Genomic DNA, 22670 nt, shown 5'->3' with positions numbered 1-22670 from the left:
GACAGGGGCGCCCGGGATCGCCGGGCGCCCCTGTTCCCCACAAAGGGGGCGTGACGCGTCAGGCGCGGGCGCGCGCCGTCTCGGCGCTCTCCCCGGAGTCCACATCGGGCTCGGGTTCCCGGCCGGGCGTCATGATGTTCAGCTTCTTGATGAGGAAGCTGAAGATCACGTAATAGAGGACGAAGTACACGACACCGATCAGCATGATCAGCCAGAAGTTGTGCGTGTTGTCCTTCGTCGCGTTCAGCGCGGCGTCGATGGCTCCGGCGGAGAACCCGAAGCCGAGGCGTCCGTCCAGGAACGCCACCAGGGCCATCGAGACGCCGGTGAGCAGCGCGTGCACCGCGAACAGCACCGGCGCCACGAAGATGAACGCGAACTCGATCGGCTCGGTGATGCCGGTGACGAAGGAGATCAGCGCCGAGGAGATCATGATGCCGCCGACGGTGGCGCGGCGGTGCGGCGGTGCGGCCCGCCACATCGCGATCGCGGCGGCCGGCAGGCCGAACATCATGACCGGGAAGAAGCCCGCCATGAACGCGCCGGCGCCGTCCTGCCCGGCGAAGTAGCAGTTCAGGTCGCCCGCGGCGTGGGTGGCCCCGACGGTGCACTCCGGCACGGTGAACCAGACGATCGAGTTGACGAAGTGGTGCAGGCCGAAGGGGATGAGGCCCCGGTTCACGATCCCGTAGATGCCCGCGCCGAATGCCGAATTGTTCGCCAGCCAGCTGCCGAAGTTGGACAGCCACTCACCGATGGTCGGCCAGATCAGGCCGAAGACGACGCCGAGGACGAGCCCGGACAGCGCCGTGAGGATCGGCACGAAGCGCCGCCCGCCGAAGAAGGCCAGGTAGGCGGGGAGTTTCGTGCGGTAGTACCGCTGCCACAGGACGGCCGCGACGAGGCCCATGAGGATGCCGCCGAGCACTCCGGTCGGATTTGCCGACGCCAGGTTGAGCGCCTCGGCGGGTTTGCCGTCCGCCCCCAGGACGGACTGCGCCACCTTCTTGTGGACCGCCGCGTCCGCGGCGGCGTCGAAGAACATCAGGTGGGTGACCCGGTCCCAGACGAGGTACCCGACCACCGCGGCCAGGGCGGTCGAGCCGTCGGCCCGCCGGGCGAAGCCGACCGCGACACCCACCGCGAACAGCAGCGGCAGCGCGTCGAACAGGGCCCCGCCCGCGCCGCCGATGACCTGCGCGATCTTGTCCAGGGTCGCGTTGTCCGTACGGCCGAGCAGGTCGTCCTGGCCGATCCGGAGGAGGAGCGCCGCGGCGGGCAGCGCCGCGATCGGAAGCATCAGGGAGCGGCCGATGCGGGACAGCGCGGTCATCAGCGCGTTCTGGCCCGAGGGTGCTGCGGGCAGGCCCGCGTCGGCGGAGGTGGAACTCATGGGCTGTTCCTCCAGGATGGGGGTTGCTAGAGGCGTCTGGCCGGGGCTCCGAGGAGCGTCCGGAGTTGGTAGCGGTCGGCCCGATAGGTCGAGACGCCGAGTTCGGCGCAGACCCCGCCGGCGAAGGACCGGCGCTGCAGCAGCAGCACGGCCCCGCCCCGGGGCAGCTTGAGCAGGTCGGCGTCGCTCGGATCGGCGACGCCGCCGTCGATGGTCAGCTCCCCGGCGTCCATCACGAGCGCGTAGCGCGACTCGAGCAGGGCGTACAGGGATCGTCCGGTCAGGTCGAACTCATCGAGGTCGGGCGCGAGCTTGACCGGGATGTGCGCCCGTTCGATGCTCAGCGGTTCCCCGTCCGCCGTGCGCAGCCGCTCGATGAAGTGGACGGCGTCGCCCGGCTGGATGCCGAGCTGCCGCGCGAGGTGGGCACTGGCCCGGACCACCCGCCGGTCCAGGTCGCGGGAGCCCGGCTCCATGCCGCGCGCCCGCATGTCGTCGGTGAAGGAGGTGAGCTGGAGGGCCAGCTCGATCTTCGGCCGCGCCACGAACGTGCCCTTGCCCGGCACACGGTGCAGCCGCCCCTCGGACACCAGGTGGTCGACGGCCTGCCGTACCGTCATACGAGACAGGTCGAAGCGCTGGCTCAGGTCACGTTCGGAGGGGATCGCCGCGCCGATCGGCAGCTCGTTGTTCTCGATGAGGTCGAGCAGGATCTCCCGTAGCTGGAAATACTTGGGCACCGGGCTGTCCGGGTCGATCTGGGCCACTGATCCCTCCCCTCTCGCTCCGGATCGTGTGGATAAGTTAAGGTTCTTACTGGTCTAGTCCGGACTAGACCACAGCCGGGAAATATGTGTCAATGTATGGGCCGGCGACGGATCCATAACAGACAAATCTCGCCAAGCGGGGGATGATCACCTATGACGACCAGAATGCGCGGTGAGATCGCCGAGCAGCCCGCGGCGATCCGGGCGACGCTGGACGCCCTGCTCCCGCGGACCGGCGAGGTCGAGGCCGTCGCCCGCGGCACCCGGCACCTGCTGTTCGTCGCCCGGGGGACCTCGGACAACGCGGCCGTCTACGGCCGCTACCTGATCGAGGCGCGGGCCGGTCGGCTGGCCGCGCTGGGCGCCCCCTCGATCGCCACCACCTACCGCCGCAAGCTCGACCTCGATGGCGTGCTGGCCGTGGGGCTGTCCCAGTCGGGCCGTACGGAGGAGATCGTCGAGACCCTCCAGTGGGCCAAGGACTGCGGCGCGCGGACCGTCGCCGTCACCAACGGCGGCGAGGACTCGCCGCTGGCCCAGGCGGCCGACCTCGCGCTGTGCACGCTCGCCGGCGAGGAGAAGGCCGTCCCGGCCACGAAGACCTACACGACCCAGCTCGCCGCGCTGGCCGTGCTCGCCATCGGCCTCGGCGCCGACGTCGACCCCGACGACCTGCGCCGGGTGCCGGACGCCGTGGAGAAGCTCGTCTCCGACCCCGGCGACCTCGACGCCGTGGTCGAGGGCCTGGCCGACAAGCCCGGCGTCGTCGTCTCCGGCCGCGGGCTGGCGTTCTCGACCGCGCTGGAGCTCGCGCTCAAGCTCAAGGAGGCGTGCTACCTGCACGCCATGGGCCTCTCGTACGCCGACCTGCTGCACGGCCCGATCGCGGTCGTGGACGCCGACACCCCGGCGATCCTGGTCGCGTCCGGGCAGGGCCCCACCCTCGCGGGCACCGTCGCGCTGGCCGAGCGGGTCACCGGCGCGGGCGCCGCCGCGTACGGCGTCGGGGGCGGCGAGCGGCTCGCCGCGGCCTCGACCGCCGCGCTGAACGGTCCGGACCTGCCCGAGTGGGTGGCGCCGTTGGGACTCATCGTCCCGGGGCAGTTGCTCACCGAGGCGCTCGCGCGCAGGCTCGGTATCGACCCCGATTCCCCCCGCGGTCTGAAGAAGGTCACCCAGACCGACTGAACGACAGGCCGATCGAATACAGGAGGACCCCCATGGCTGCAGACGCCGAGGCGATCATCGCCGGGCTCGGTGGCGCCGACAACATCATCGAGGTGGAGCCGTGCATCACGCGGCTGCGCACCGAGGTGCACGACGCGTCGAAGGTGAACCAGGCCGCGCTCAAGGCGGCCGGCGCCCACGGAGTGATGGCCGCGGGCAACGTCGTCCAGGTCGTGGTGGGCCCCGAGGCCGACACCATCGCCAGTGACATCGAGGACATCATCGGCTAGACCGGCAGGTCACGACGGGTCCGCCGGTCCCTCACCCGTCCCTCACGGGTCTCCGGCGGTTCCTGACGTGACGCCTGCCCGGATCACATCAGGGAAGGGCGCTTCATTGACGACTGTTCTCGCCCCTGTCGCGGGGGCGGCCATCGGGCTGTCCGCCGTGCCCGATCCGGTGTTCTCCCAGGCGATGGTCGGCCCCGGCACCGCGATCGATCCCCGCAGGGAGCCCGTCGAGGCCCTGGCCCCGATCGACGGCACGATCGTGAAACTGCACCCCCACGCGTACGTCGTGGTGGGCGACGACGGCAGGGGAGTGCTGGTGCATCTCGGCATCGACACCGTCCAGCTCAAGGGGGAGGGCTTCCGCCTGCTCGCCGCCGAGGGCGACCGCGTACGGGCCGGTCAGCCGGTGGTGGCGTGGGACCCCGCGGTCGTGGAGGCGGGCGGCCGGTCGCCGGTCTGCCCGGTGGTGGCGCTCGACGCGGTGCGGGACGCGGTCGGCGGGATCGCCGAGGGCAGCGTGAACGCGGGCGACACGTTGTTCGAGTGGTCGTGACGGCGTCATGAAGGCCGCGCTCTTCGACCTCGACGGCACTCTGATCAACACCGAGATCCGCAGCCGGGCCCTGTGGCGGATGCTCCTGGACAACCACGGGATCGCCCACGACGAGACGCTGCTGCGGCGCTTCATGGGCCGCCGCGGCTCCGACGTCATCCCCGAGGTGTTCCCCGACATGGATCCGCGGGCGCTGATGGACGAGATCTCCACCTACTACGACCATCCGGATCTGCCCGCCATCGTGCCCGTGCCGGGGGCGGCCGACCTGGTCCTGCGGGTCGCCGGGCACGGATCTCCGCTCGCGCTGGTGACCTCCGCGGATCGGGACTGGGCGGTGGAGCGGCTGACCGAGATCGGGATCCTGGAGGTGGTCCGGACCATCGTGTCCGCCGAGGACGTGACCGTGGGCAAGCCCGATCCGTCCGGCTATCTCCTGGCCGCGGGCCTGCTCGGGGTGGACCCCGCCGCGTGCGTGGTGTTCGAGGACTCGCTCGCGGGCATCGAGGCCGCCCGGACGGCGGGTATGACCTGCGTCGCGGTGGCGACCACGCATCACCCGGATGAACTGTCGCATGCGGATCTGGTAATCCCCGACATGTCGGGTATTGACTGGCCTTTGACGGAACCACCGGCGGTCTAGACCACCGCCCGCAGAGGAGGAAACGTGGCCGAACGCAGAGTCAGCGTCACGTCGGAGGTCGGGCTGCACGCCCGCCCGGCGGCGACGTTCGTGCAGACCGCGGCGAAGGCGTCGTACGACGTCACCATCGCCAAGGCGGGCGGCACGCCGGTGAGCGCGAAGAGCATCCTGTCGGTGCTGGCGCTCGACGTACGACAGGGGGAGTCGATCGTCATCAGCGCGGAGGGCGAGGGGGCCGACGCGCTGCTCGACGAACTCGCCCAGATCGCCGCGGCCCCCTGACGCCGGCGGACGCGAGGTGAACACACGGCGGACGCCGGCGGGCGGCGAGGCGACGGGCCCGGGGCCGCTCACGGGAGCGGGTGACAGGGTGACCGGTCCGGAAGCGGGCGACAGGGTGACCGGCCCGGGCACCCTCACGGGGGGCGGAGAGACGGGCCGGAAGGCGCCCGGCTCGGGATCGGGTGACAGAGCGACCGCCGCGGGGTCATCTACCGCTGAGGGGTCGTCTATCGGCATGGGGTCGTCTACCGGCCTGGGGTCGCTGACCGGCACGGCGGTCAGCCCCGGCGCCGGGTACGGCCCGGCCCACGTGCTGGCGGGGGAGATCCCCGAGCCCGACAAGGAGTCGCGGCACGGCGGCGACGCCGCCGCCGAGCGGGCCCGCGCCGAGCGGGCGGTCGAGGAGGTGGCCGCCGACCTCGAGGCGCGCGGCGCCAGGGCGGGCGGGGAGGCCCAGGAGGTGCTCGGCGCGCAGGCGCTGATGGCCCGCGATCCCAGCCTGGCCGCGGAGGTCGGCGCGCTGATCGATCGGGGCGTGGCCGCCCCGCGCGCCGTCTTCGACGCCTTCGGCAAGTATCGCGACCTGCTCGCCGCGGCCGGAGGCTACCTCGCCGAGCGGGTGACCGACCTCGACGACATCCGCGACCGGACGATCGCCGTGCTCACCGGCCTGCCCATGCCCGGCGTGCCGGCGAGCGCCGCCGAGCCGTTCGTGCTCGTCGCCAGGGACCTCGCCCCGGCCGACACCGCGCTGCTGTCGAAGGACGTGGTCGCCGCGTTCGTCACCGAGCAGGGCGGGCCGACCAGCCACACCGCGATCCTCGCGCGCGCGATGGGCGTGCCCGCCGTCGTCGGCTGCGCGGGCGCCACCGCGATCGCCCCCGGCACGCCCGTGCTGGTGGACGGCGGCTCGGGTGAGGTGCTGCTCGCCCCCGGCCCGGACCGGGTCGCGGCGGCCCGCCGGGCCGTCGAGGCGCGGCGCGCGGCGCTGTCGGCGGCCGACGGCCCGGGCGCGACCGCCGACGGTCACGCCGTGCCGCTGCTCGCCAACATCGGCGGCCCGCGCGACCTGCCGGGCGCCCTCGAACACGGCGCCGAGGGCGTCGGCCTCTACCGCACCGAGTTCCTCTTCCTCGACCGTGCGTCGGCGCCGTCCGCGAAGGAGCAGGAGGAGGCCTACCGCGCGGTGTTCGAGGCGTTCCCCGGCGGCCGGGTGGTGGTGCGCACGCTCGACTCCGGGGCCGACAAGCCGCTCGCGTTCCTGCCGCCGCCTGAGGAGGAGCCGAACCCCGCGCTCGGGGAGCGCGGCCTGCGGATGTTCCGCCGGTATCCCGAGATCATGGCCGCCCAGCTCGGCGCGCTGGCCGCCGCGGCGGCGGGCGCCTCCGCCAAGGTCCAGGTCATGGCGCCGATGGTGGCCACGGCCGAGGAGGCCGAGTGGTTCGCCGAGGCCTGCCGTACGGCGGGGCTGGACAGCGCGGGAATCATGATCGAGGTGCCGTCGGCGGCGCTGCGGGCGGCGGACCTCATCCGGGCCGTCGACTTCTTCTCGATCGGCACCAACGACCTCACGCAGTACGCGCTCGCGGCCGACCGCCAGGTCAGCGCCGTCGCCGGGCTGCAGGACCCGTGGCATCCGGCGGTGCTCGACCTGATCGCGATGGCGGCTTCGGCCGCCTCGGAGGCGGGCAAGGGCTGCGGGGTCTGCGGCGAGGCGGCGGCCGATCCGGTGCTCGCCTGCGTGCTCGTCGGCATGGGGGTGACCTCGCTGTCGATGGGCGCTCCCGCGCTCCCGTGGGTGCGCGCCGCGCTGGCCCGGCACACGCTCGGCGAGTGCCGTTCCGCCGCCGTGGCGGCCCGCTTCGCCGTCTCCGCCGGGGACGCCAAGGCCGCCGCGCGTGCGGTGCTGCCCGGCCTGGAGGACCTCGGGCTCTGACCCGTATCTGATCGGTACCGCGTGGGCGGCGGGCGCCTCGTCCCGCCGCCCACGCCTGTCCGGGAGCCGGTCCGGGAGCCGTCTGCGAGCTGGTGCCCAGCCGGTCCGGGAGTCGGTTCACCGCCGGGTCACAGCAGGTTCGCGAGCCGGTGGGTGAGCAGGCCCGAGGTGCGGTTACGGTAAAAGGCGTGCCAGCACTCAGACAAGGCGTGGTCATGCTCGCCGCCCTCCTCGTGGCCGGATGCTCGTCCGGAACCGGCGCCGTGGGCGCGCAGACCTCGCAGGGTGCGTCCGCGCCGGCCTCCTCCGCCGCTTCCGCCGCTTCCACCGCAGGCTCCGCCGCCTCTACCGACACCACTCCGGCCACGTCGTCATCGGACGGGTCGTCGGGCGGGTCGTCGAAGGGGCTGGCCGAGCGGACGCTCGCCGCGATGAGCCTGCGGGACAAGGTCGCGCAGTTGTTCACCGTCGTGGTGTGGGGCCCGAAGGCCGGGGCGCCGAGCAAGGAGAACCAGGCGCGGTACGGCGTGGCGACGCCGGCGGAGGTCGTGGAGAAGTTCCGGCCCGGCGGGGTGATCCTGTTCGACTGGGCGGGCAACGTGTCGGGGGCCGGGCAGGTGGCGGCGCTCACGACCGGCCTGCGCGAGGCGGCCCGCGAGGACGGCGGCGCGCCGCTCGTGATCGGCGTGGACCAGGAGAACGGCATCGTCTCCCGGCTCCGGGCCCTGGTCACCAAGCTTCCCGGAGCGGCGCAGATCGGCGCGACCGGCCAGACGGCCAACGCGCGGGACGTCGCCCGGGTCACCGGTGAGGAACTGCGCGCTCTCGGCATCTCCCTCGACTTCGCGCCGGTCGCCGACGTCAACGTCAACCCCCGCAATCCGGTCATCGGGCCGCGCGCCTACGGCTCGGACCCCAAGAAGGTGGCGCCGATGGTCGGCGCGGCCGTCGACGGCTTCCACGCGGCGAAGGTGGCCTCCGTCGCCAAGCACTTCCCCGGCCACGGCGACACCTCCGTCGACAGCCACACCGGCCTCCCGGTCATCAAGCACACGATGTCCAAGTGGCGGACGCTGGACGCGCCGCCGTTCCGTACGGCCATCGCCCACGGCGTGGACGTCGTCATGTCGGCGCACGTGGTGATGCCGGAACTGGACCCGTCCGGAGACCCGGCGACGCTGTCGCACCGCATCCTCACCGGCCTGCTCCGCGACGAACTCGGCTTCGGCGGCGTGATCAGCACCGACGCGCTGGACATGGCCGGGGTACGCAAGAAGTACGGCGACAGTGAGGTGGTCGTGCGGGCCGTCCTCGCCGGAGCCGACATGCTCCTCATGCCGCCGAACCTCCCGAAGGCGTACGACGCCATCCTGAAGGCGGTCAAGTCGGGGCGGATTTCCGAAAGCAGGATCAACGAGTCGGTGCTGCGGATCCTGCGGCTGAAGGAGAGGCGCGGCCTCTTCGGGCCGATCCGCACCGACCCCGGCGCGCTGCGGTCCCCCGAGCACCTCAAGGTGGCCCAGCGCGTCTTCGCCCAGTCCCGCTGACCCCGCCGAGCGAGTAGCCCCTGTTCAAGCGACGCCCGGTGGTGCCGGCGCCACCGGGCCGCGGGTCACGGCTGCAGCCGCTGCGCCGTCCAGCGGCCATCGATCAGCCGGTAGGCGAGCCGCCGGTGCAGCCGATCTGGGCTGCCGTGCCAGAACTCGATCCGGTGCGGGACCAGGCGGTACCCACCCCAGCCGGCCGGCCGGGCCACCGGCGCGTCCCCCGCAGCCAGCTTCCCGGCCCGGTCGCGCAGCTCCTGGGCATCGTCGAGCGGGTGGCTCTGCTGCGAGGCGGCCGTGGTCGCCTGCGCGGCCCGCGGGCGAGCATGGAAGAGTTCGTCGGACTCCTCGTCGCCGATCCGCTCGACCGGCCCGTCGACGGTGATCTGCTGCAGCGTCTCGCGCCAGTAGAACGTCATCGCACCCCAGGGGCGCTGGGCGAAATTCCGGCCCTTGCGGCTGCCGTGGTGCGAACCGAACAGCAGACCGCGCTCGCTGACTCCCTTGAGGAGGATCATCCGGCTCGACGGGCGCCCGTCGGCGTCCGCCGACGACAGGCTGACCACCAGCGGCTCGCGCACCTGGCGTTCGACGGCGGAGTCGAGCCACTCGGTCAGCAGCGCGATCGGGTCGGCGGGCGGTGCGTCGAACTCCGGCAGGGCCAGTCCGGCGTCGCCGCTGAGGGTGTCGGCGTGTGCGGTCATGCGCGCCTCCTTGTTCTCACAAGTACGAGCACCAGCGTGGCAGGTCCAGCGCGGTCGGTTCGCTGGCCCGGCCGCTCTCGCCGGTCCAGGCCCCGGGTGTGCGCGGCGAGGTGACCGCCGACGTGTCCCCGGTTTCAGGTCCTCACCACCGAGCAGGTCACCGGCCTCCATGCCTGCGCTGTCCCCGCGGAAGCCTATATTTGAGGCACGTCGGCTGGGAGGTGCGGTGCTCAAGGGTGTGCTGATCGACTGGGGCGGGGTTCTGACGACGAGTCTGACCGAGTCCCTCGTGGAGTGGATCGAGGCCGACCGGATCGACCCCCGGCACTACCGGGAGGTCATGCGCGCGCTGGTCACCCAGGCCTACGGGGCCGGCGGCGAGGCCGGTGCCGGGTCGGTCGTCGAGAACCCGATCCACGCGCTGGAGCGCGGCGAGATCCCCATCCTGGAGTTCGAGCGCGACCTGGCCGCCCGCCTGTTGACCCTCGACGGCGGCCCGCCCGAGGCGGACGGCCTGCTGACCCGGATGTTCTCCGGGTTCCGGCCGGTCGAGGAGATGAACGAGATGCTGCGCCTCGCCCGCGTCGCGGGGCTGAGCACCTGCCTGGTGTCGAACTCGTGGGGCGACCACTACACGCGCGAGGGCTGGGAGGCCATCTTCGACGCCGTCGTCATCTCCGGCGAGGTCGGCATGCGCAAGCCGGAGGAGCGCATCTTCCACCACGCGCTCGGCCTGCTCGCGCTGGAGCCGGGGCAGTGCGTGTTCGTCGACGACATCGAGGAGAACATCACGGCGGCCCGGGCCGTCGGGCTGGTCGGCGTCCACCACACCGACCCCGTGGCGACCATCGCCGAGATGGAGCGCCTGTTCGGCCTGCCGCTGCGCGCGGCACGCTCCGCGGAACAGCCCCCCGGTCGGTAAATTCAGCCGCAGGGACGGGCCGGGGGTGTCCCGGCCGCACCTATATCGAGTCGAGGAACGCATGCGCGTGTATCTGCCGTCCACGCTGCCCGCGCTGGCGCGCGTCGTCGCCGCCGGTGAGCTGGGTCCGGCTCCGCTGAACGGCTTCGCGGTCACCCCCGCGCTGGTCGAGTGGTACGCCTCGGGGGACACCGAGGAGCTGGAGTACGTCGCGCTCACCGAGGCCGCCCGCGCCTCGCTGCGCCTGCTTGCCGCCGGTCAGGAAGAAGGGGCCGCCCGGCGGGTGGTCCTCGCGGCCGAGGTCCCGGACGAGACCGTGAAGGCCGGCGCCGGCCTGAAGGAGCGCGCCCATGTCCGGGTGGTCGAGCCGGTCCCGCTGAAGCTGCTCGCCGCGGTGCACGTGGACGACCCGGCCGCCGTGCCGGACGTCGAGGCGGCGATCGCGGCACTGCCCGCGGCCGACGCCGGGGACGACGACGCGCGGTTCGTCGTGGACGGCGTGGAGGACCACGAACTGCTCTGGTACGCCACGCAGGAGATCCCCGATCTGCTGAGCTGACCGGCGCCGTTCACGATTTCGTCACAGGCGCCGTCTAAGCTTGAGACGAGATGACACACATAGTCTGGGACTGGAACGGGACGCTCTTCCACGACGTCGACGCCGTCATCGGCGCGACCAACGAGCTCTTCCAGTCGTACGGCCTCGGGCCGTACGACGTGGAGGGCTTCCGCGAGGTCTACACCCGCCCGATCTGGGTGGCGTACGAGCGCATGCTCGGCCGGCCGCTGCGCGAGGGTGAGTGGGAGCTGCTCGACACGGGTTTCCACGAGCACTACCACCGGCTGATGGAGGTCTGCAATCTCGCCGAGGGGGCGCAGTCGAGCCTGCGCGCCTGGGAAGAGTCAGGCCGCACGCAGTCGCTGCTGTCCATGTGGGGCCACGAGCGGCTGGTCCGCAAGGTCGGCGAGTTCGGCATCGACGGTCACTTCCGCCGGGTCGACGGGCTGCGTTCGGCGTCCGGGGGCCACAAGGCCGAGCACATGGTCGAGCACCTGCGGGCCCTGGGCATCGACTCGGCGAAGGTCGTCGTCATCGGCGACAGCGTGGACGACGCCCACGCCGCCCTGCACGTCGGCGCCCGCGCGATCCTCTACACGGGCGGCATGACGCGGCGGTCCGACCTGGAGGGCGTCGGCGTCCCGGTGGTCGACTCGCTGGCCGACGCCCTCGACTTCGTCTGACGGCCGCCCGGGCTCACGCGCCCCGGCGGGCCTGGCGTTCCTCCTCGTCGAGGAGCCACTGGGGCTTGGCCCTGCGCGGCGGCCGGTAGAGCCGCTTGACCGCGACACCGCCGAAGACGAACGACGCGAACAGGAACAGGCCCATGACCGCGTCCCAGGTCTCCTGCCCGGAGACGCGGGTGTAGGCGAGCATCACGGCCCACATCGCGAGCATGACGGCCCCGGGGAGCTGCGCGAACGGCAGGTTGCGCAGCTCCTTGGGGTTGTCGGTGTCGAAGTAGCGGGCCGCCCAGGTGCTGTCCGGCCCGCTCCGGACGAACCTCACGTGGTTGACGACGCCGAGGATCGCGAGCAGGGCGGCGGCGAGCACCGCCCACACCGGCGCGTGCGGGTAGCCCGCGACCTCGGCCGGGGCGGCCGCGAGACCCGCCGCCCCGGACAGAGCGCCCGTCACGCTAGCCAAAGACACTCTTCCACCCCTTCTTGATACCCGAGCCCACCGACTTGACGGTGTTGATCACCGGCTGACGGAGGTGGTCGTAGGCCGCTATCGCGGTGTCGCCGACCACGCCGCCGACCATACCGCCGATGTACGCGCCCGCGGCGCCGCAGACGGCGGCGAGCACGACACCCGGGCTGCACGCGGCCGCCCCGATCGTGGCGCCCGCGTAGGAGCCGCCCGCGACCGCCGCCCCGCGGATGGTCGCCCGCGCGATCTTCTCGCCGGTGTTGACGTCCTTGCCCGAGTCGCTGTTCCACTGGGTGAGCGCGCCGTCGGCGAAGGTGGCGACGACGCCGAACCTGCCGACGAACTTGCCCGCCTTGCCGAGCCGGGAGCCCCACTTGATGCCGCGCGCCTCGACCCGGAGGGACTTGGCGTCGTACCACTTGCTGAGCCCCTGCCACAGCCACTTCGTCAGCCAGTTGCCCTCCGGATAGCTGACCGACTTGAGCTTGTAGACGCCGGCCATGACCCGGCGGCTCTCCTTGAAGTTCTCCCCCCAGGTGTTGAGCATGTCCGCGGGGCCGCCCAGCCCGTACGCGAGCCAGCCCAGGGCGGTGAACTTGCGTGGATCGACGCTCGACAGGGTGTTGCTCTTGACCGTCGCGCCGAAGCCCGGGCCGGAGCGGTGCGGCGCGCCGCCGCCGCCACCGGTGTAGCCGCCGCCGCCGTGCTTTCCGCCGCCGCCGTGGTTCCCGCTGCCCCCGCCGCCGTGGTTGAGGAGGGCCAGCAGGGCCCGCATCAGCGCCAGCAGGATCGCCAGCCAGCTTCCCCAGAACTTGCCGTCGGGGTCGGTGAAGGTGATGGGGTTGTTGCCGGCGTAGGCGTAGCCGTTCATCTGCTGCGGGTCGTGCGGGTCGATGATCGGGTCGACGCTGATGAACCGGCCGGTCGCGGGGTCGTACTCGCGCGCCCCGAGGTGGGTGAGGCCGGTCGACTCGTCCACGGTGCCGCCGACGAAGCCCTTCTCACCCGGCCAGGAGCCCGGGGGCGAGCCCCGCAACTGGCCGAAGGGCTTGAACCGGCGCTGCGTCAGCGACTGGTCGGCCGCGTCGATCGCGAGTTCCGACGTGCCGTTCTGGTCGGCGGCCAGGAACTTCACACCCGAGGTGGTGCGCACCGCGACCGTCGCGGTGTCGTGGGTGTAGTAACGCGTCGCCTGGGTCTTGCCGGTGGCCTTGTCCAGGCGAAGCTCCATCCCCGGGAGATACAGCGTGGTGCCGCCGGGATCGCGCCGGATGAGCCGGTTGCCGTCGGCGTCGTACAGGAAGGAGGTGACCTTCGCGCCCTCGGTCACCTTGGCCAGGTGACCCTCGACGTCCCATTCCAGAGTCTGGGCCGTGCCGCCGATCGTGCGCCCGGTGGTGTTGCCGGTCTCGTCGTAGGAGTAGGACTCGGTGCGGGCGCCCGCGCCGCCGGTCTGGGTCACCCCCGACAGGGCGTGCGGATGCGGTGAACCCGGAGTGGGGTACCCGTAGATCCGCGTCGTGTCGGCCGTGCCGCCGACGCCGTGCTCGACCTCCTTGGTGCGGTTGCCGGTCACGTCGTACCCGAACGACTGCCAGTAGGGCGCGACGCCGCCGACGATGCTCGCGCTCGGCGTGCCCGCGCACGTCCCGGTGCCCTGCGTCCACGCCTCGGTGAGCCGGCGCAGGTAGTCGTAGCCGAAGCACTGGGTGTCGGTGCCGGTGCGGGACACGTCGGAGATCGAGACGACGTTGCCCACGTCGTCGTAGGTGTATGTGGCGTCGCGGTCCACGCCCGGCACGTCCTCGCGGTCGACCCGGGACGAGTGGAGGCGCTGCGTGCCGTACTCGTAGGAGTAGGTGAACCAGGTCTTCTTGCCGCCGGTCGACAGTTCGTACTGCTCCGGCTTGCCCGTGAGGCTGTGGATCGAGCCGGTGACGTACGGCGACAGGCCCGACATGGTGGTCGGCCGGCGCAGGTCGTCGTAGGAGTAGACGACCGTCTCGGCCGGCAGACCGCCCGCGTCGGGATAGGTGGCCGACTGCACGGTGCCGTCCAGCTTGTACCGCGTGTCGAAGACGTAGCTGCCGCCGAGCGCGCCCTCCGTGGACGGGACCGTGACGGTCGTACGGATCGCCCGGTAGAGGTTGTCGTAGGCGTTGAACGTGGTCGTGTACGCCTGGCCGCCCGCGTACCTCGTGGCGCTGGACGCCTGTCCCTTGCGCACGGTGTCGTAGGTCCACGCCGCGAGCAGCGGGCCGGTCGCCGAGCCCTCGCGGCTCTCCGTCTTGCGGCCCATGGAGTCCCACACGTTGAAGATCACCTTGCCGCGCGCGTCGGTGGTGGTCAGCACGTGGTCGAGGTCGTCGTACGTCGTCTTCGTCGTCCCCTTGTCGGGGTCGCGCACCTCGGTCTCCCGGCCGCGCAGGTCGTAGAAGTGCGTCCAGACGTTGCCCGCCTGGTCCTTCACCGTCGACAGCTTGCCCGCCGGCGTGTAGGTGTACGTCGTCTTGTCGTAGTCGCCGGTGGGGGAGTCGCCCTTGTACTGGCGCAGCTCCACGACCTGGTTGCGGGCGTCGGTCAGCGTCGTCACCGGCGTGTCGCCCGTCGGCGGGTCGACGGTGACCCGCCCGCCGCCGTAACTCGTGACCGTGCGCCACTTCTCCTTGGTCTCGCCGTTGCCGACGAGGAACCGTTCGAGGGTCACCCGGTTGCGGCCGTCGTAGTCGAACACCTTCTGCGACTCGACGTCGCCGTCGTACGCGCCGAACAGCTTCGTCGCGGGGGCGGTGGTCGAGTAGTACTGGCCGTATTCGCGGGCCACGTTGCCGCGCGAGTCGTAGAACTTGTCGGTGACCAGCCGGCCGCCGTCCGGCCCCGGCTCCTGGGTCTGACGCAGCCGCAGCCGCCCGTCGTACAGCTCGTACGTCGGCGGGGTCTGCCCGCCCTCGGCGTCGAGCTTCTTCGTGCCGATGGCGACGATCTGGCCGTCCACGATGCGGTAGCCGAACTCCAGGTTCGGAGTCTGGCCCCCCGCCTTCGACCGGTCGGGCATCCACACCTTGAGCAGCCGGCCGAGCGCGTCGTAGTCCAGGTCGGTGCGCTTGCCGTTGGCGTCGAGCTTCACGGTCTCGAACCCGTACGCCGGGTCCTTCTCCTGACTGGTGACGTGGGCGGTGGCGGCGTCGCCGGGGACCACCGGCGGGCCCGTCACCTTCACGCCCGTGTTCAGCCCGAGGGTGTCGGTGTAGGCCGTTGTCGTGACGTGGCCGCCCGCGTTCTTCGTGGTCAGCTCGCGGCCGTAGGAGTCGTAGGTCGAGACCTCCTTGGCGACGTACGTCGCCGTCGTGCCGTCGTGCGCGGCGATCGTCTCGACCCGGGTGATGTCGCCCCTGGTCGGCGCGGCTCCGAAGGCGCCGTTGTCGTAGAAGGTGCGGTCGTCCTCGACGACCTGCTTGGACCGGTCGGGGGTGGCCGCGCACAGCACGGCGACGGTCTCCACCCTGGACGGATATTTCAGCATCCACGCCTTGGTGTTCTGGGCGTAGGTGGTGCGGGTGCAGCGGTCGTCGGCGGTGGTGGACAGGTCGCCCTTGTCCTCCATCTGGGTGGCGAGGCCGGCGACGGGCTCGTACTTCGTCGACGTCTCGGTCTCCCGCCAGCCGCCGCCGTCCATCGCGGTCCACGTGTGCGCCGTGGCGACGTTGACGATGTTCGCGGTGACCGTGCCCCAGCTGCGGGTGCGCTTGGCCGTCTCCTGGTGCCACGGCGTGTTGACGGTCTTGACCGCCACCGGGCCGTTCACGCCCTCGTACTCGGTCCGCTTGAGCTCGAAGCCCTGGAGCGGGTCCTCGTCGACGACGCTGCCGCCCTCGTCGTCGGAGACGGTGACCTTCTTCGTGCCGCCGCTCGGCCCGGCCCGGTCGCCGTCCATGCCGCGCAGATAGCGCGTCTCGACCAGGGACCGCAGGTCGTTCCAGCCGCCGGTCCGCACCCGTACGCGGCCGTAGCCACGCCACTGCGACCAGGTCTTGTACTTCTCCTTGGTCATGCCGTCGTCGTCGTCATAGTGCCAGGCGGCGCCGTCGAGATACTCGTACGTCGTCAGCGCGTCCGGCGACCCGCCGGTGCGGTCGGTCTGCACGACCTGGGTGACGACGTACTTGTGGAACCAGTCGGTGATCGGGTCGGCGTACCCGGCGGGCGACCACTTGACGGGGAAGCAGCGCCGGGTGTTGGTCTGCGGCGTGGGCAGCGAGCCGAGCGCGCAGTCGGCGTCGGAGTAGTTGATGTCGATCTGCCCGCCCGACTCGTCGTAGATCGCCCCGAGCCGGTACTTGATGAATGGCGGGATGTCGTCACCCTGCTTGTCCACCCGGTTGGGCAGCTGCACGTGGTTGAAGGTCACCGCGGGGAGCGTCACCGGGGTGCCCGTCGCGCGGCCGGTGTGGCTGATCGACTTCACCAGCAGGGCCTGGTCGATGTCCGCGTCGCCCCACAGGTGGTCGATCGCCCAGTCGTCCACGTCGCGGTAGGTGCCGTCCGCCTTGATCACCTGTGTGGTGACGCCGGTCAGCCGCTTGCGCGACCAGAACGTGGGCGCGAGTGTGCCGTGCGTCCCCTTGCACTCGGTGCCCGAGGCGCAGTTCAGGTCGTACGGCACGTCGGGCCACTTGGTGGGGTTCGAGCCGATCTTGCTCGGGTCGCAGTCGAAGGCGTCGGTCTTCAGGCACCGCTCGGAGACGCCGAACACCACCCGCGCCGGGGCCTTGGCGGTGAAGAGGGTGTCGGAGCGCTGGCCGTACTCGATGCGGTCGAGCCAGCCGCCGCGCACGTACGGCGTCTCGTCCTCGGGCTTGAGGTTGCGGCCGTAGTGGTTGCCCTCCTGCTGGTAGTAGTACGAGATCGCGTTGCCGCGCGGGTCCACGACGTAATCGAGGTTCCACTGGTAGGCCTGCTGGCACCACGAGGAGGCGAAGGTGGAGGCGTGGCACGGCTCGTCCGTGTCGTTGCCGAACACCGGGTGCGTCCAGGCCGACTTCGTCTCGGGCTTGCCGCTGCTCCAGCCGGGCAGCCGGTTGAGCCCGAAGAAGAACTGCACGCCGTCGGGGGTGGTGAGCTTCCAGTACTCCCCGTCGTCGTCGCCGTTGGCCTTCGCCGTGTCCTTCAGGCGCTCGACGCGGGTGCCGTCGTCGTTCTTCATCCGCCAGGTGCCGTCGGACGCCTGGATCAGCTCGCCGCCGCGCCCGTTCCAGCTGATCACGGCGTTGTCGTACGCCCAGCACTGGTCGCCGGGCGGGGTGCCCCACTGGTCCTTCGGCGCGCCGTCGTCGGCGCAGGGCTTGTAGGCGCGCTTGATGTAGCCGGGCCAGTAGTCGAAGCCCTCGCCCACCCAGGACGGCTGGTTGTTGGTGTTGGACGTGCGGCCGTCCACCGCGCCGGAGGAGTAGCCGATCTCCACCTTGGGCGCCAGCTCACCGGGGACGGGCGGCACCCGCAGGGGATAGGACCAGGAGAAGTCGCCCGACTGCTCGGCCACGGTCCAGGTGGCCGACGGTGACAGCTTGGTGGCCTTGTAGTCGCCCTTGTCGCCGGAGTCGCCGGAGACCGCGGCCAGCACGGTCGCCTGCTCTCCCGCGAGCGCCGAAGCCCCCGCCGCCATCCCGGCCGGCGCCTCCGCCGGGGCGGCCGGGACGGTGGCGGTGAGCGTGCCGTTCGCCGCGTCGTTGCGCGCCGGGACCGGCGTCTCCGTACGGCAGGCCGGCTGGTCGGGGGTGGTCAGCACGCACGCGGGCAGCCGGACCAGCCGCAGCCGGCTGCCGTACGAGCCGCCGAAGTCGTCGGCGAGGGCCGAGTAGTCGACCGTGACGCTCGTCGTGTCCTTGGCAGCACCCTCTTTGGCGGCGCTGTCCTTGGTCACCGTCTCTTTTGCGGAGGGGGTGACGGTGAACAGCGCGCCGTCGACGCCCGCGCGCTCGGCGGCGCCGCGGTCGAGCATCCGTACGGTGGCGGGGGAGGTGACCTTCACCTCTCCGGACGCCGGCCGCCGTTTGGCGGGGGTGCCCGCCGGGTCGGGCCGGCGGGGCTTGACGCCGAGCGTCTCGCCGCGGACCACGCGTTCGGCGCTCTTCACCTCCGGCCGTCCCGCGTCCGGCGCCGCCGCCTGGGCGGGCTGGGCGACCAGCGACGCCGCGACCGTGACCAGCGCCGTGATCGCGGCGACCCCGCGTCTGAACCGCTGCCGCGACCGCCGGGTCAACAGGCGGCTCACGGGGTGGCGGCGGGAACCTCTCTTCGGGTGGGGGAACCCGTTCATACGCAACCTCCCGCCCGGCCGCCGTGCGGCGGCCGGGCCTGGTTCGAGTTCGAGTCGCCTGCTGTCAGAAGTTCGAGTCGGTGGCCAGTTCGACGCCGCCGGCCAGCATCTGGATCTGCTCCTCGGTGGCGATGCCCTGGAAGGCCCACACGTCGTCGATCACGCCGGGCCAGTACTCGCCCCACGCGCCGTCCGCCTTGCTGCGGCCGAGCTGGAGCCCCTTGCCCGCGTTGAAGCCGATGACGTTGTGCCGCCAGGACACCGTGTCCTCCACCTGCTCCAGTTCGCCGTTCACGTAGAGCCGCATCTCGTCCTGGAAGGCGTCGTACACGATCGCCACGTGGTCCCAGTCGAAGCCGGACTGGAAGGCCGAGTGCTCGGCGGTCGGCCGGGCCGCGCCGCTCGCGTCCTTGTCCGGCATCTCGATCTGGTAGCCGCCCGCGTTGGCCGGGTCGCCCGAGTCGGGCCGGTAGCGCAGGGTGAACGCGCTGTTGACCGAGCCCTCCTGGCTGAAGACCGCCGCGGCCCTGGACGGTCGTCCCGCGGTGGTCACCCAGCCCGCGATCGTGAAGCTCTCGTCGGTGCGGACCGCCGGGACGGAGGTGGCGGCGTAGTCGCCGTCGCCGTCGAGCACCAGCCCGCCGGGCGGGGTGCCGACCCAGCCGGCGCCCTGGTCGATCCTCGCGTTGCCGTTCAGCGTGACGTGCCGCCCGGACGGCCCGTCGTCGGCCGCGATGGTGAGGGAGGCGCCGGAGGCCAGGGTCGCGATCTCCGAGTCGCTGATGATCTGGTCGAACAGCCGCACGTCGTCGATGTCGCCGGGGAAGTAGGACTTCAGCGTGCCGTACCAGCCGGCCCCGATCTGCACCGCGCCGCCGGCCTTCCACGGGGTGGTGAAGGCCGTCGTCGAGTTGAGCTTGCCGTTGACGTAGAGCCTGATCTGCTTGTTCGCCGCGTCGTACACGCCGGCGAGGTGGGTCCAGACGCCGCCCTCGGGCACCGCCGTCGACTGGGCCCGGGTGATCACGTCGTCGTCGTTGTCGTTGTTGTAGCGGTTGAAGATCCACCGGTCGTAGCTGGAGGAGTAGTACAGCTCGAACCCGCTGCGCCGGGTGCCGGCCTGCGTCGCGATGATCGCGGCGTGGGTCGGCTTGGTCGCCGGGAGCTTCGCCCACGCCGTCACCGAGAAGCTCTTGGTGGTGTCGGGCAGGACCGGCCCGGTGGTCTTGAGATAGCCGGTGGTGCCGTCGAGGTGCACGGCCTTGCCGAAGCGTCCGGCCGCGCCGAACGTCACGCCGCCCGCCGGTCCGGCCGGGTAGCGGCCGCCGGCCTCCTCCGCCCGTCCGGCCCCGGCCGCCTCGTCCATCTTCCAGTAGGCGGTGGAGGCCCGTACGGCGGAGGCGGAGTCGTTCAGCTTCCAGCGCGCGGCCACCACCGGGTGCTGGGTGAACAGGTTGCCGACCTCCTCCGGCGTGACGATGCGGTCGAAGAGCCGGACGTCGTCGATCTCACCGGGGAAGAACGCGTCGAGCTTGCCGTACCAGCCCGTGCCGATCTGCACCGGGCCGGTGGCGTTCCACGGCGTGGTGTAGGCCGTCGTGGCCTGCAACTGGCCGTTGACGTACAGCTTGATGTTCTTGGCCACCGCGTCGTAGACGCCGACCAGGTGGGCCCACTCGCCGCCCTGCGGCGCGGCGGCGCCGACCGCCCGGCTGATCGACCCGTCGGTCGTGTCGTTGTTGTAGCGGTTGAAGACCCACCGGTCGTAGCTGGAGGAGTAGTACAGCTCGAACCCGCTGCGCAGGCTGCCCATCTGGGTGGCGATGATCGAGGCGTGCGCGGGCTTGGCCGAGGGCAGCCGCGCCCAGGCCGACACCGCGAATCCGGCGGCGGTGTCCAGCACCGGCCCGGCGGTCCTGACGTAGCCGGTGGTGCCGTTGGTCTGCATGGCGGTCTTCGAGACGCCGTCCACGCCGAGCGTCACCCCGCCGTAAACGGTCGCGGGGTACGCGCCCGAGACGTCGGTCACCTGCGGGGAGTCGATCGGCTCGTCCAGCGCCCACTGGGCCTTGGCCGGGGAGCCCGCCTTCACGCGGAACACGTAGCGCCCGATCTCACTGGAGTTGCCGGCCGCGTCGAACGCCTTGACCGTGAGGTAGTTCGGCCCGGCGTGCTCGGGCGCGATGTCGATGGTCACCGGCCCGCCCGCGGCCGACGGCTTGCGCTCGTTGGCGGAGGTGGGGTTGGAGTTCACGCCGAACCAGTACTTCACCACGTCAGTGGACGACGAGGTGGCGGTGAAACGACCGTAGCGGCCGACGCCGTCGTACCACGGGTCGTCCTCGTTCTCCGGGTCCGACTGCGGGTACGCCGTGGACGACAGCGCGGGAGCCGCCGGCACGCTCTTGTCGTAGCTGAAGTAGCAGGCGGTGGCGTCGCCCGCGTAGCTCCACGGGCTGTACTGGTAGCCGTCCCAGGTGCGGACGTACCAGTTGATGGTCTTCTTCTCGGGGATCGAGGACGGCAGCGTCACCTGGAAGGTCGAGCCGGTGGTCTTCGGGCCGATCTTGCCCGACGACCACTTCTGCGCGCCGTCCCAGGTCGCGCCGAACTCGGCGTACACCTTCTTGGCGTCGGCGGAGTCGGCGTCGTGCAGGACCGCCGAGATGGTGGGCGGCACGCGCACGGCGGGCGCGGGGGAGTAGACGCACTTGCCGCCGGGGTTCATCGACAGGTCCGACATCTTCGGCTGCGGCGGCGGGGTGTTGTAGTTGACCCGCAGATAGGCGTCGTCGGCGAAGCGCTTCCAGCCCCCGGGGTCGGTCTCATAACCCGCGCGCAGGCCGAACGTCGTGGTCGACCACTTGCCCGCCGATGCGTCCTTGACGGCCTTGGTCGCGTTGAACTCGACGTCGCCCGCCGGGCAGCTCGACGACCAGCCCTTGGCCACGTCGCGGGTGTCGAGGTGCTCCAGCCAGTTGTCCGAGGTGGAGTTCCAGGTCGAGCTCTCGACGAACCCCTTGGTGCGCCACAGCTGCACGGTGCGGCCGTCGCACGAGTACGACCAGGTCTCCTTGGCCACGAAGTCGGCCGAGATGATGTACTTGCCGGAGTAGGCGCTGGTCGGCATGCGGTAGAAGATGCGCTTGACGTCGGACGGCGCACACTTGGAGTCGCCCTGGCACAGACCCATGCCCGAGTCGGCCTTGCCGCCGAACTTGTAGTACGACTGGCTGGGATAGGTGCGCGACACGTACGCCCAGGCCGACGCCTTGACCGTCTTCCACACCGGGTCGATGTAGACGGGATAGCGGGTCTCGGGGTTGTCGAGCAGCGCCCGGTCGGGGGTGAGCGTGAGGTTCCCGCCCTCGACGGCCGCGTTCAGGGAGGCGACCTTCGAGGTGTCGGAGGGGCCGCGCTCCAGCGGAGCCGAGGTGGCCGCCTTCAGCGCGGGGGTCGGTGCGCCGGAGTCCCACATGACCGCCGCGGGCGCCTCGAACAGCGCGCCGCCGCCCGCGGCGTCGACCGCCTCGACGGCGCCGCCCTCCTTCGTCCGCACGCCGACGCCCGCGCCGCCGAGCCCGAGCGTGAGCCGGGCCAGCGCGCCGCCCGCGGCGGCCTCCCTGGTCTTGACGACGAGCGTGTGCGCGAAGCCGTCCACGTCGGCCCGTACGACGAGGTCGACGTCCTTCATGACGTCGTGGTAGGTGGCCGAGTCGCCGTTCAGTTCGGGCTCGGGCAGCCCGCCCGGCCACTTCAACGACATCTCGCGGCCGGCCCTGGCGATCCGGGCCAGCGGCGCGTCGCCGCCCCCGGACAGCGACAGCCCGACCGTGCTCGCACGGGGCCCGATCGAGCCGTCCGCCCGCCTGACCAGCGTGGTGTCGGGCGTGGTCCAGGACTCGCCCTGCCGCACCCGCACCGGGCGCAGGTGCTCGACCGTGGTGAACGTGCCATCGGGGTTGGCGTAGGTCTCCCGGTCCTCGCCGCGCTTGGCCAGGACCTCGACGGGACGGCCGGCCTCGCGGGCCGCCCGCCCGGCCGCCTCGTCGGTGGGAGCCGTCCCGTCGGACGGCTGCGGATCGGTCTGTGCGGCACGGGGAGCCGCGTACGCCGCGGTCCCGCCCCCGGAGTTTACGGTCAGGCCGGTCGCGAGGACCGCGGCCAGCACTGTGGAACCCAGCTTTCGGTACACGACTTCCGCCTCATTCTGGACAAGGTGGGGCGAGAGCTAAGAACCGCAAGGAAAGTACATAAATCGGTTAAGGCCCCCTGATCGTTAAGGGAACCCCCGGTGACTGGGCTTGTCAAGATCTTGTCTTGCCAGATCGTAGGAGGTTAGGATCAGTTGATTCGGAGGGTCAGCCGGGGTGGGATTGCGGCCGTTCCGTATGTCGTCCCTGCCGTTTTCCGGTCATGCCCGATGGTTGATAACGGGCCGT

The 22670-nt window shown here is 71.6% G+C and carries 16 protein-coding genes; 10 read left to right on the top strand and 6 right to left on the bottom strand.

Features of this window, described 5'->3' with window-relative positions; translation table 11 throughout:
* Positions 1–58: 58 nt before the first annotated feature.
* Positions 59–1393: a PTS transporter subunit EIIC gene (locus F5972_RS01690; RefSeq protein WP_150930378.1), complete on the bottom strand. Its 1335-nt coding sequence runs from the start codon at positions 1391–1393 to the stop codon at positions 59–61.
* Between the two features lie 26 nt (positions 1394–1419).
* The gene (locus F5972_RS01685; RefSeq protein WP_150930376.1) at positions 1420–2160 is read right to left on the bottom strand and encodes a GntR family transcriptional regulator; all 741 of its coding nucleotides are present in this window, start codon (positions 2158–2160) and stop codon (positions 1420–1422) included.
* Between the two features lie 153 nt (positions 2161–2313).
* Between F5972_RS01685 and F5972_RS01680 the strand changes: the two genes are divergently transcribed.
* The 7 genes from F5972_RS01680 (at position 2314) to F5972_RS01650 (ending at position 8578) form a co-directional block, all read left to right on the top strand.
* A complete protein-coding gene (locus F5972_RS01680) occupies positions 2314–3348 on the top strand; it encodes an SIS domain-containing protein (protein WP_150930375.1) in 1035 nt (344 codons plus the stop codon).
* A gap of 32 nt (positions 3349–3380) precedes the next feature.
* Positions 3381–3617 carry a glucose PTS transporter subunit EIIB gene (locus tag F5972_RS01675; protein WP_036329147.1) on the top strand — a complete coding sequence of 79 codons (237 nt, stop codon included), beginning with the start codon at positions 3381–3383 and terminating at the stop codon, positions 3615–3617.
* A 106-nt stretch (positions 3618–3723) separates the two neighbouring features.
* A complete protein-coding gene (locus F5972_RS01670; protein WP_150930373.1) occupies positions 3724–4170 on the top strand; it encodes a PTS sugar transporter subunit IIA in 447 nt (148 codons plus the stop codon).
* 7 nt (positions 4171–4177) lie between these two features.
* A complete protein-coding gene (locus F5972_RS01665; RefSeq protein WP_150930371.1) occupies positions 4178–4813 on the top strand; it encodes an HAD family hydrolase in 636 nt (211 codons plus the stop codon).
* Between the two features lie 24 nt (positions 4814–4837).
* Positions 4838–5095 (top strand): HPr family phosphocarrier protein, encoded by a 258-nt coding sequence (locus tag F5972_RS01660; RefSeq protein ID WP_150930369.1) that lies wholly within the window; start codon positions 4838–4840, stop codon positions 5093–5095.
* A 235-nt stretch (positions 5096–5330) separates the two neighbouring features.
* A complete protein-coding gene (ptsP, locus tag F5972_RS01655) occupies positions 5331–7031 on the top strand; it encodes a phosphoenolpyruvate--protein phosphotransferase (protein WP_150930367.1) in 1701 nt (566 codons plus the stop codon).
* A gap of 188 nt (positions 7032–7219) precedes the next feature.
* Positions 7220–8578 (top strand): glycoside hydrolase family 3 protein, encoded by a 1359-nt coding sequence (locus F5972_RS01650; protein WP_225311087.1) that lies wholly within the window; start codon positions 7220–7222, stop codon positions 8576–8578.
* A gap of 65 nt (positions 8579–8643) precedes the next feature.
* Here the strand turns inward: F5972_RS01650 and phzG are convergent, their stop codons facing one another.
* A complete protein-coding gene (gene phzG / locus F5972_RS01645; RefSeq protein WP_150930365.1) occupies positions 8644–9279 on the bottom strand; it encodes a phenazine biosynthesis FMN-dependent oxidase PhzG in 636 nt (211 codons plus the stop codon).
* Between the two features lie 226 nt (positions 9280–9505).
* Here phzG and F5972_RS01640 point away from each other — a divergent pair, with 226 nt between their 5' ends.
* The 3 genes from F5972_RS01640 (at position 9506) to F5972_RS01630 (ending at position 11443) form a co-directional block, all read left to right on the top strand.
* Complete coding sequence (locus F5972_RS01640; RefSeq protein ID WP_225311086.1) at positions 9506–10201, top strand: HAD family hydrolase; 696 nt, start codon at positions 9506–9508, stop codon at positions 10199–10201.
* A gap of 61 nt (positions 10202–10262) precedes the next feature.
* Positions 10263–10760, top strand: coding sequence for a DUF6912 family protein (locus F5972_RS01635; protein WP_150930361.1), 498 nt, complete (start codon positions 10263–10265; stop codon positions 10758–10760).
* A 50-nt stretch (positions 10761–10810) separates the two neighbouring features.
* Positions 10811–11443 carry an HAD family hydrolase gene (locus tag F5972_RS01630; RefSeq protein WP_150930359.1) on the top strand — a complete coding sequence of 211 codons (633 nt, stop codon included), beginning with the start codon at positions 10811–10813 and terminating at the stop codon, positions 11441–11443.
* 13 nt (positions 11444–11456) lie between these two features.
* On the opposite strand, the gene F5972_RS01625 is transcribed toward F5972_RS01630, so the two are convergent.
* The 3 genes from F5972_RS01625 to F5972_RS38690 form a co-directional block, all read right to left on the bottom strand.
* The gene (locus F5972_RS01625; protein ID WP_150930357.1) at positions 11457–11906 is read right to left on the bottom strand and encodes a hypothetical protein; all 450 of its coding nucleotides are present in this window, start codon (positions 11904–11906) and stop codon (positions 11457–11459) included.
* Entirely contained in the window at positions 11899–18183 is a 6285-nt protein-coding gene (locus F5972_RS01620) for an RHS repeat-associated core domain-containing protein (RefSeq protein ID WP_150930355.1), read from the bottom strand. The genes F5972_RS01625 and F5972_RS01620 overlap by 8 nt, the downstream gene beginning before the upstream one ends.
* A gap of 109 nt (positions 18184–18292) precedes the next feature.
* On the bottom strand, positions 18293–22423 hold the full coding sequence (locus tag F5972_RS38690; protein WP_150930353.1) for a LamG-like jellyroll fold domain-containing protein: 4131 nt from the start codon (positions 22421–22423) through the stop codon (positions 18293–18295).
* Positions 22424–22670: the final 247 nt, after the last annotated feature.

Source organism: Microbispora cellulosiformans (assembly GCF_008728085.1).
GTDB lineage: Bacteria > Actinomycetota > Actinomycetes > Streptosporangiales > Streptosporangiaceae > Microbispora > Microbispora amethystogenes.
This window is presented reverse-complemented; position numbering and strand designations above follow the sequence as displayed.

Bases quoted from the DNA above. Each gene is read 5' to 3' on its own strand.
- phzG (WP_150930365.1), bottom strand. From the start codon at position 9,279: ATGACCGCACACGCCGACACCCTCAGCGGCGACGCCGGACTGGCCCTG.
- ptsP (WP_150930367.1), top strand. From the start codon at position 5,331: ATGGGGTCGTCTACCGGCCTGGGGTCGCTGACCGGCACGGCGGTCAGC.
- F5972_RS01630 (WP_150930359.1), top strand. From the start codon at position 10,811: ATGACACACATAGTCTGGGACTGGAACGGGACGCTCTTCCACGACGTC.
- F5972_RS01675 (WP_036329147.1), top strand. From the start codon at position 3,381: ATGGCTGCAGACGCCGAGGCGATCATCGCCGGGCTCGGTGGCGCCGAC.
- F5972_RS01680 (WP_150930375.1), top strand. From the start codon at position 2,314: ATGACGACCAGAATGCGCGGTGAGATCGCCGAGCAGCCCGCGGCGATC.
- F5972_RS01635 (WP_150930361.1), top strand. From the start codon at position 10,263: ATGCGCGTGTATCTGCCGTCCACGCTGCCCGCGCTGGCGCGCGTCGTC.
- F5972_RS01665 (WP_150930371.1), top strand. From the start codon at position 4,178: ATGAAGGCCGCGCTCTTCGACCTCGACGGCACTCTGATCAACACCGAG.
- F5972_RS01690 (WP_150930378.1), bottom strand. From the start codon at position 1,393: ATGAGTTCCACCTCCGCCGACGCGGGCCTGCCCGCAGCACCCTCGGGC.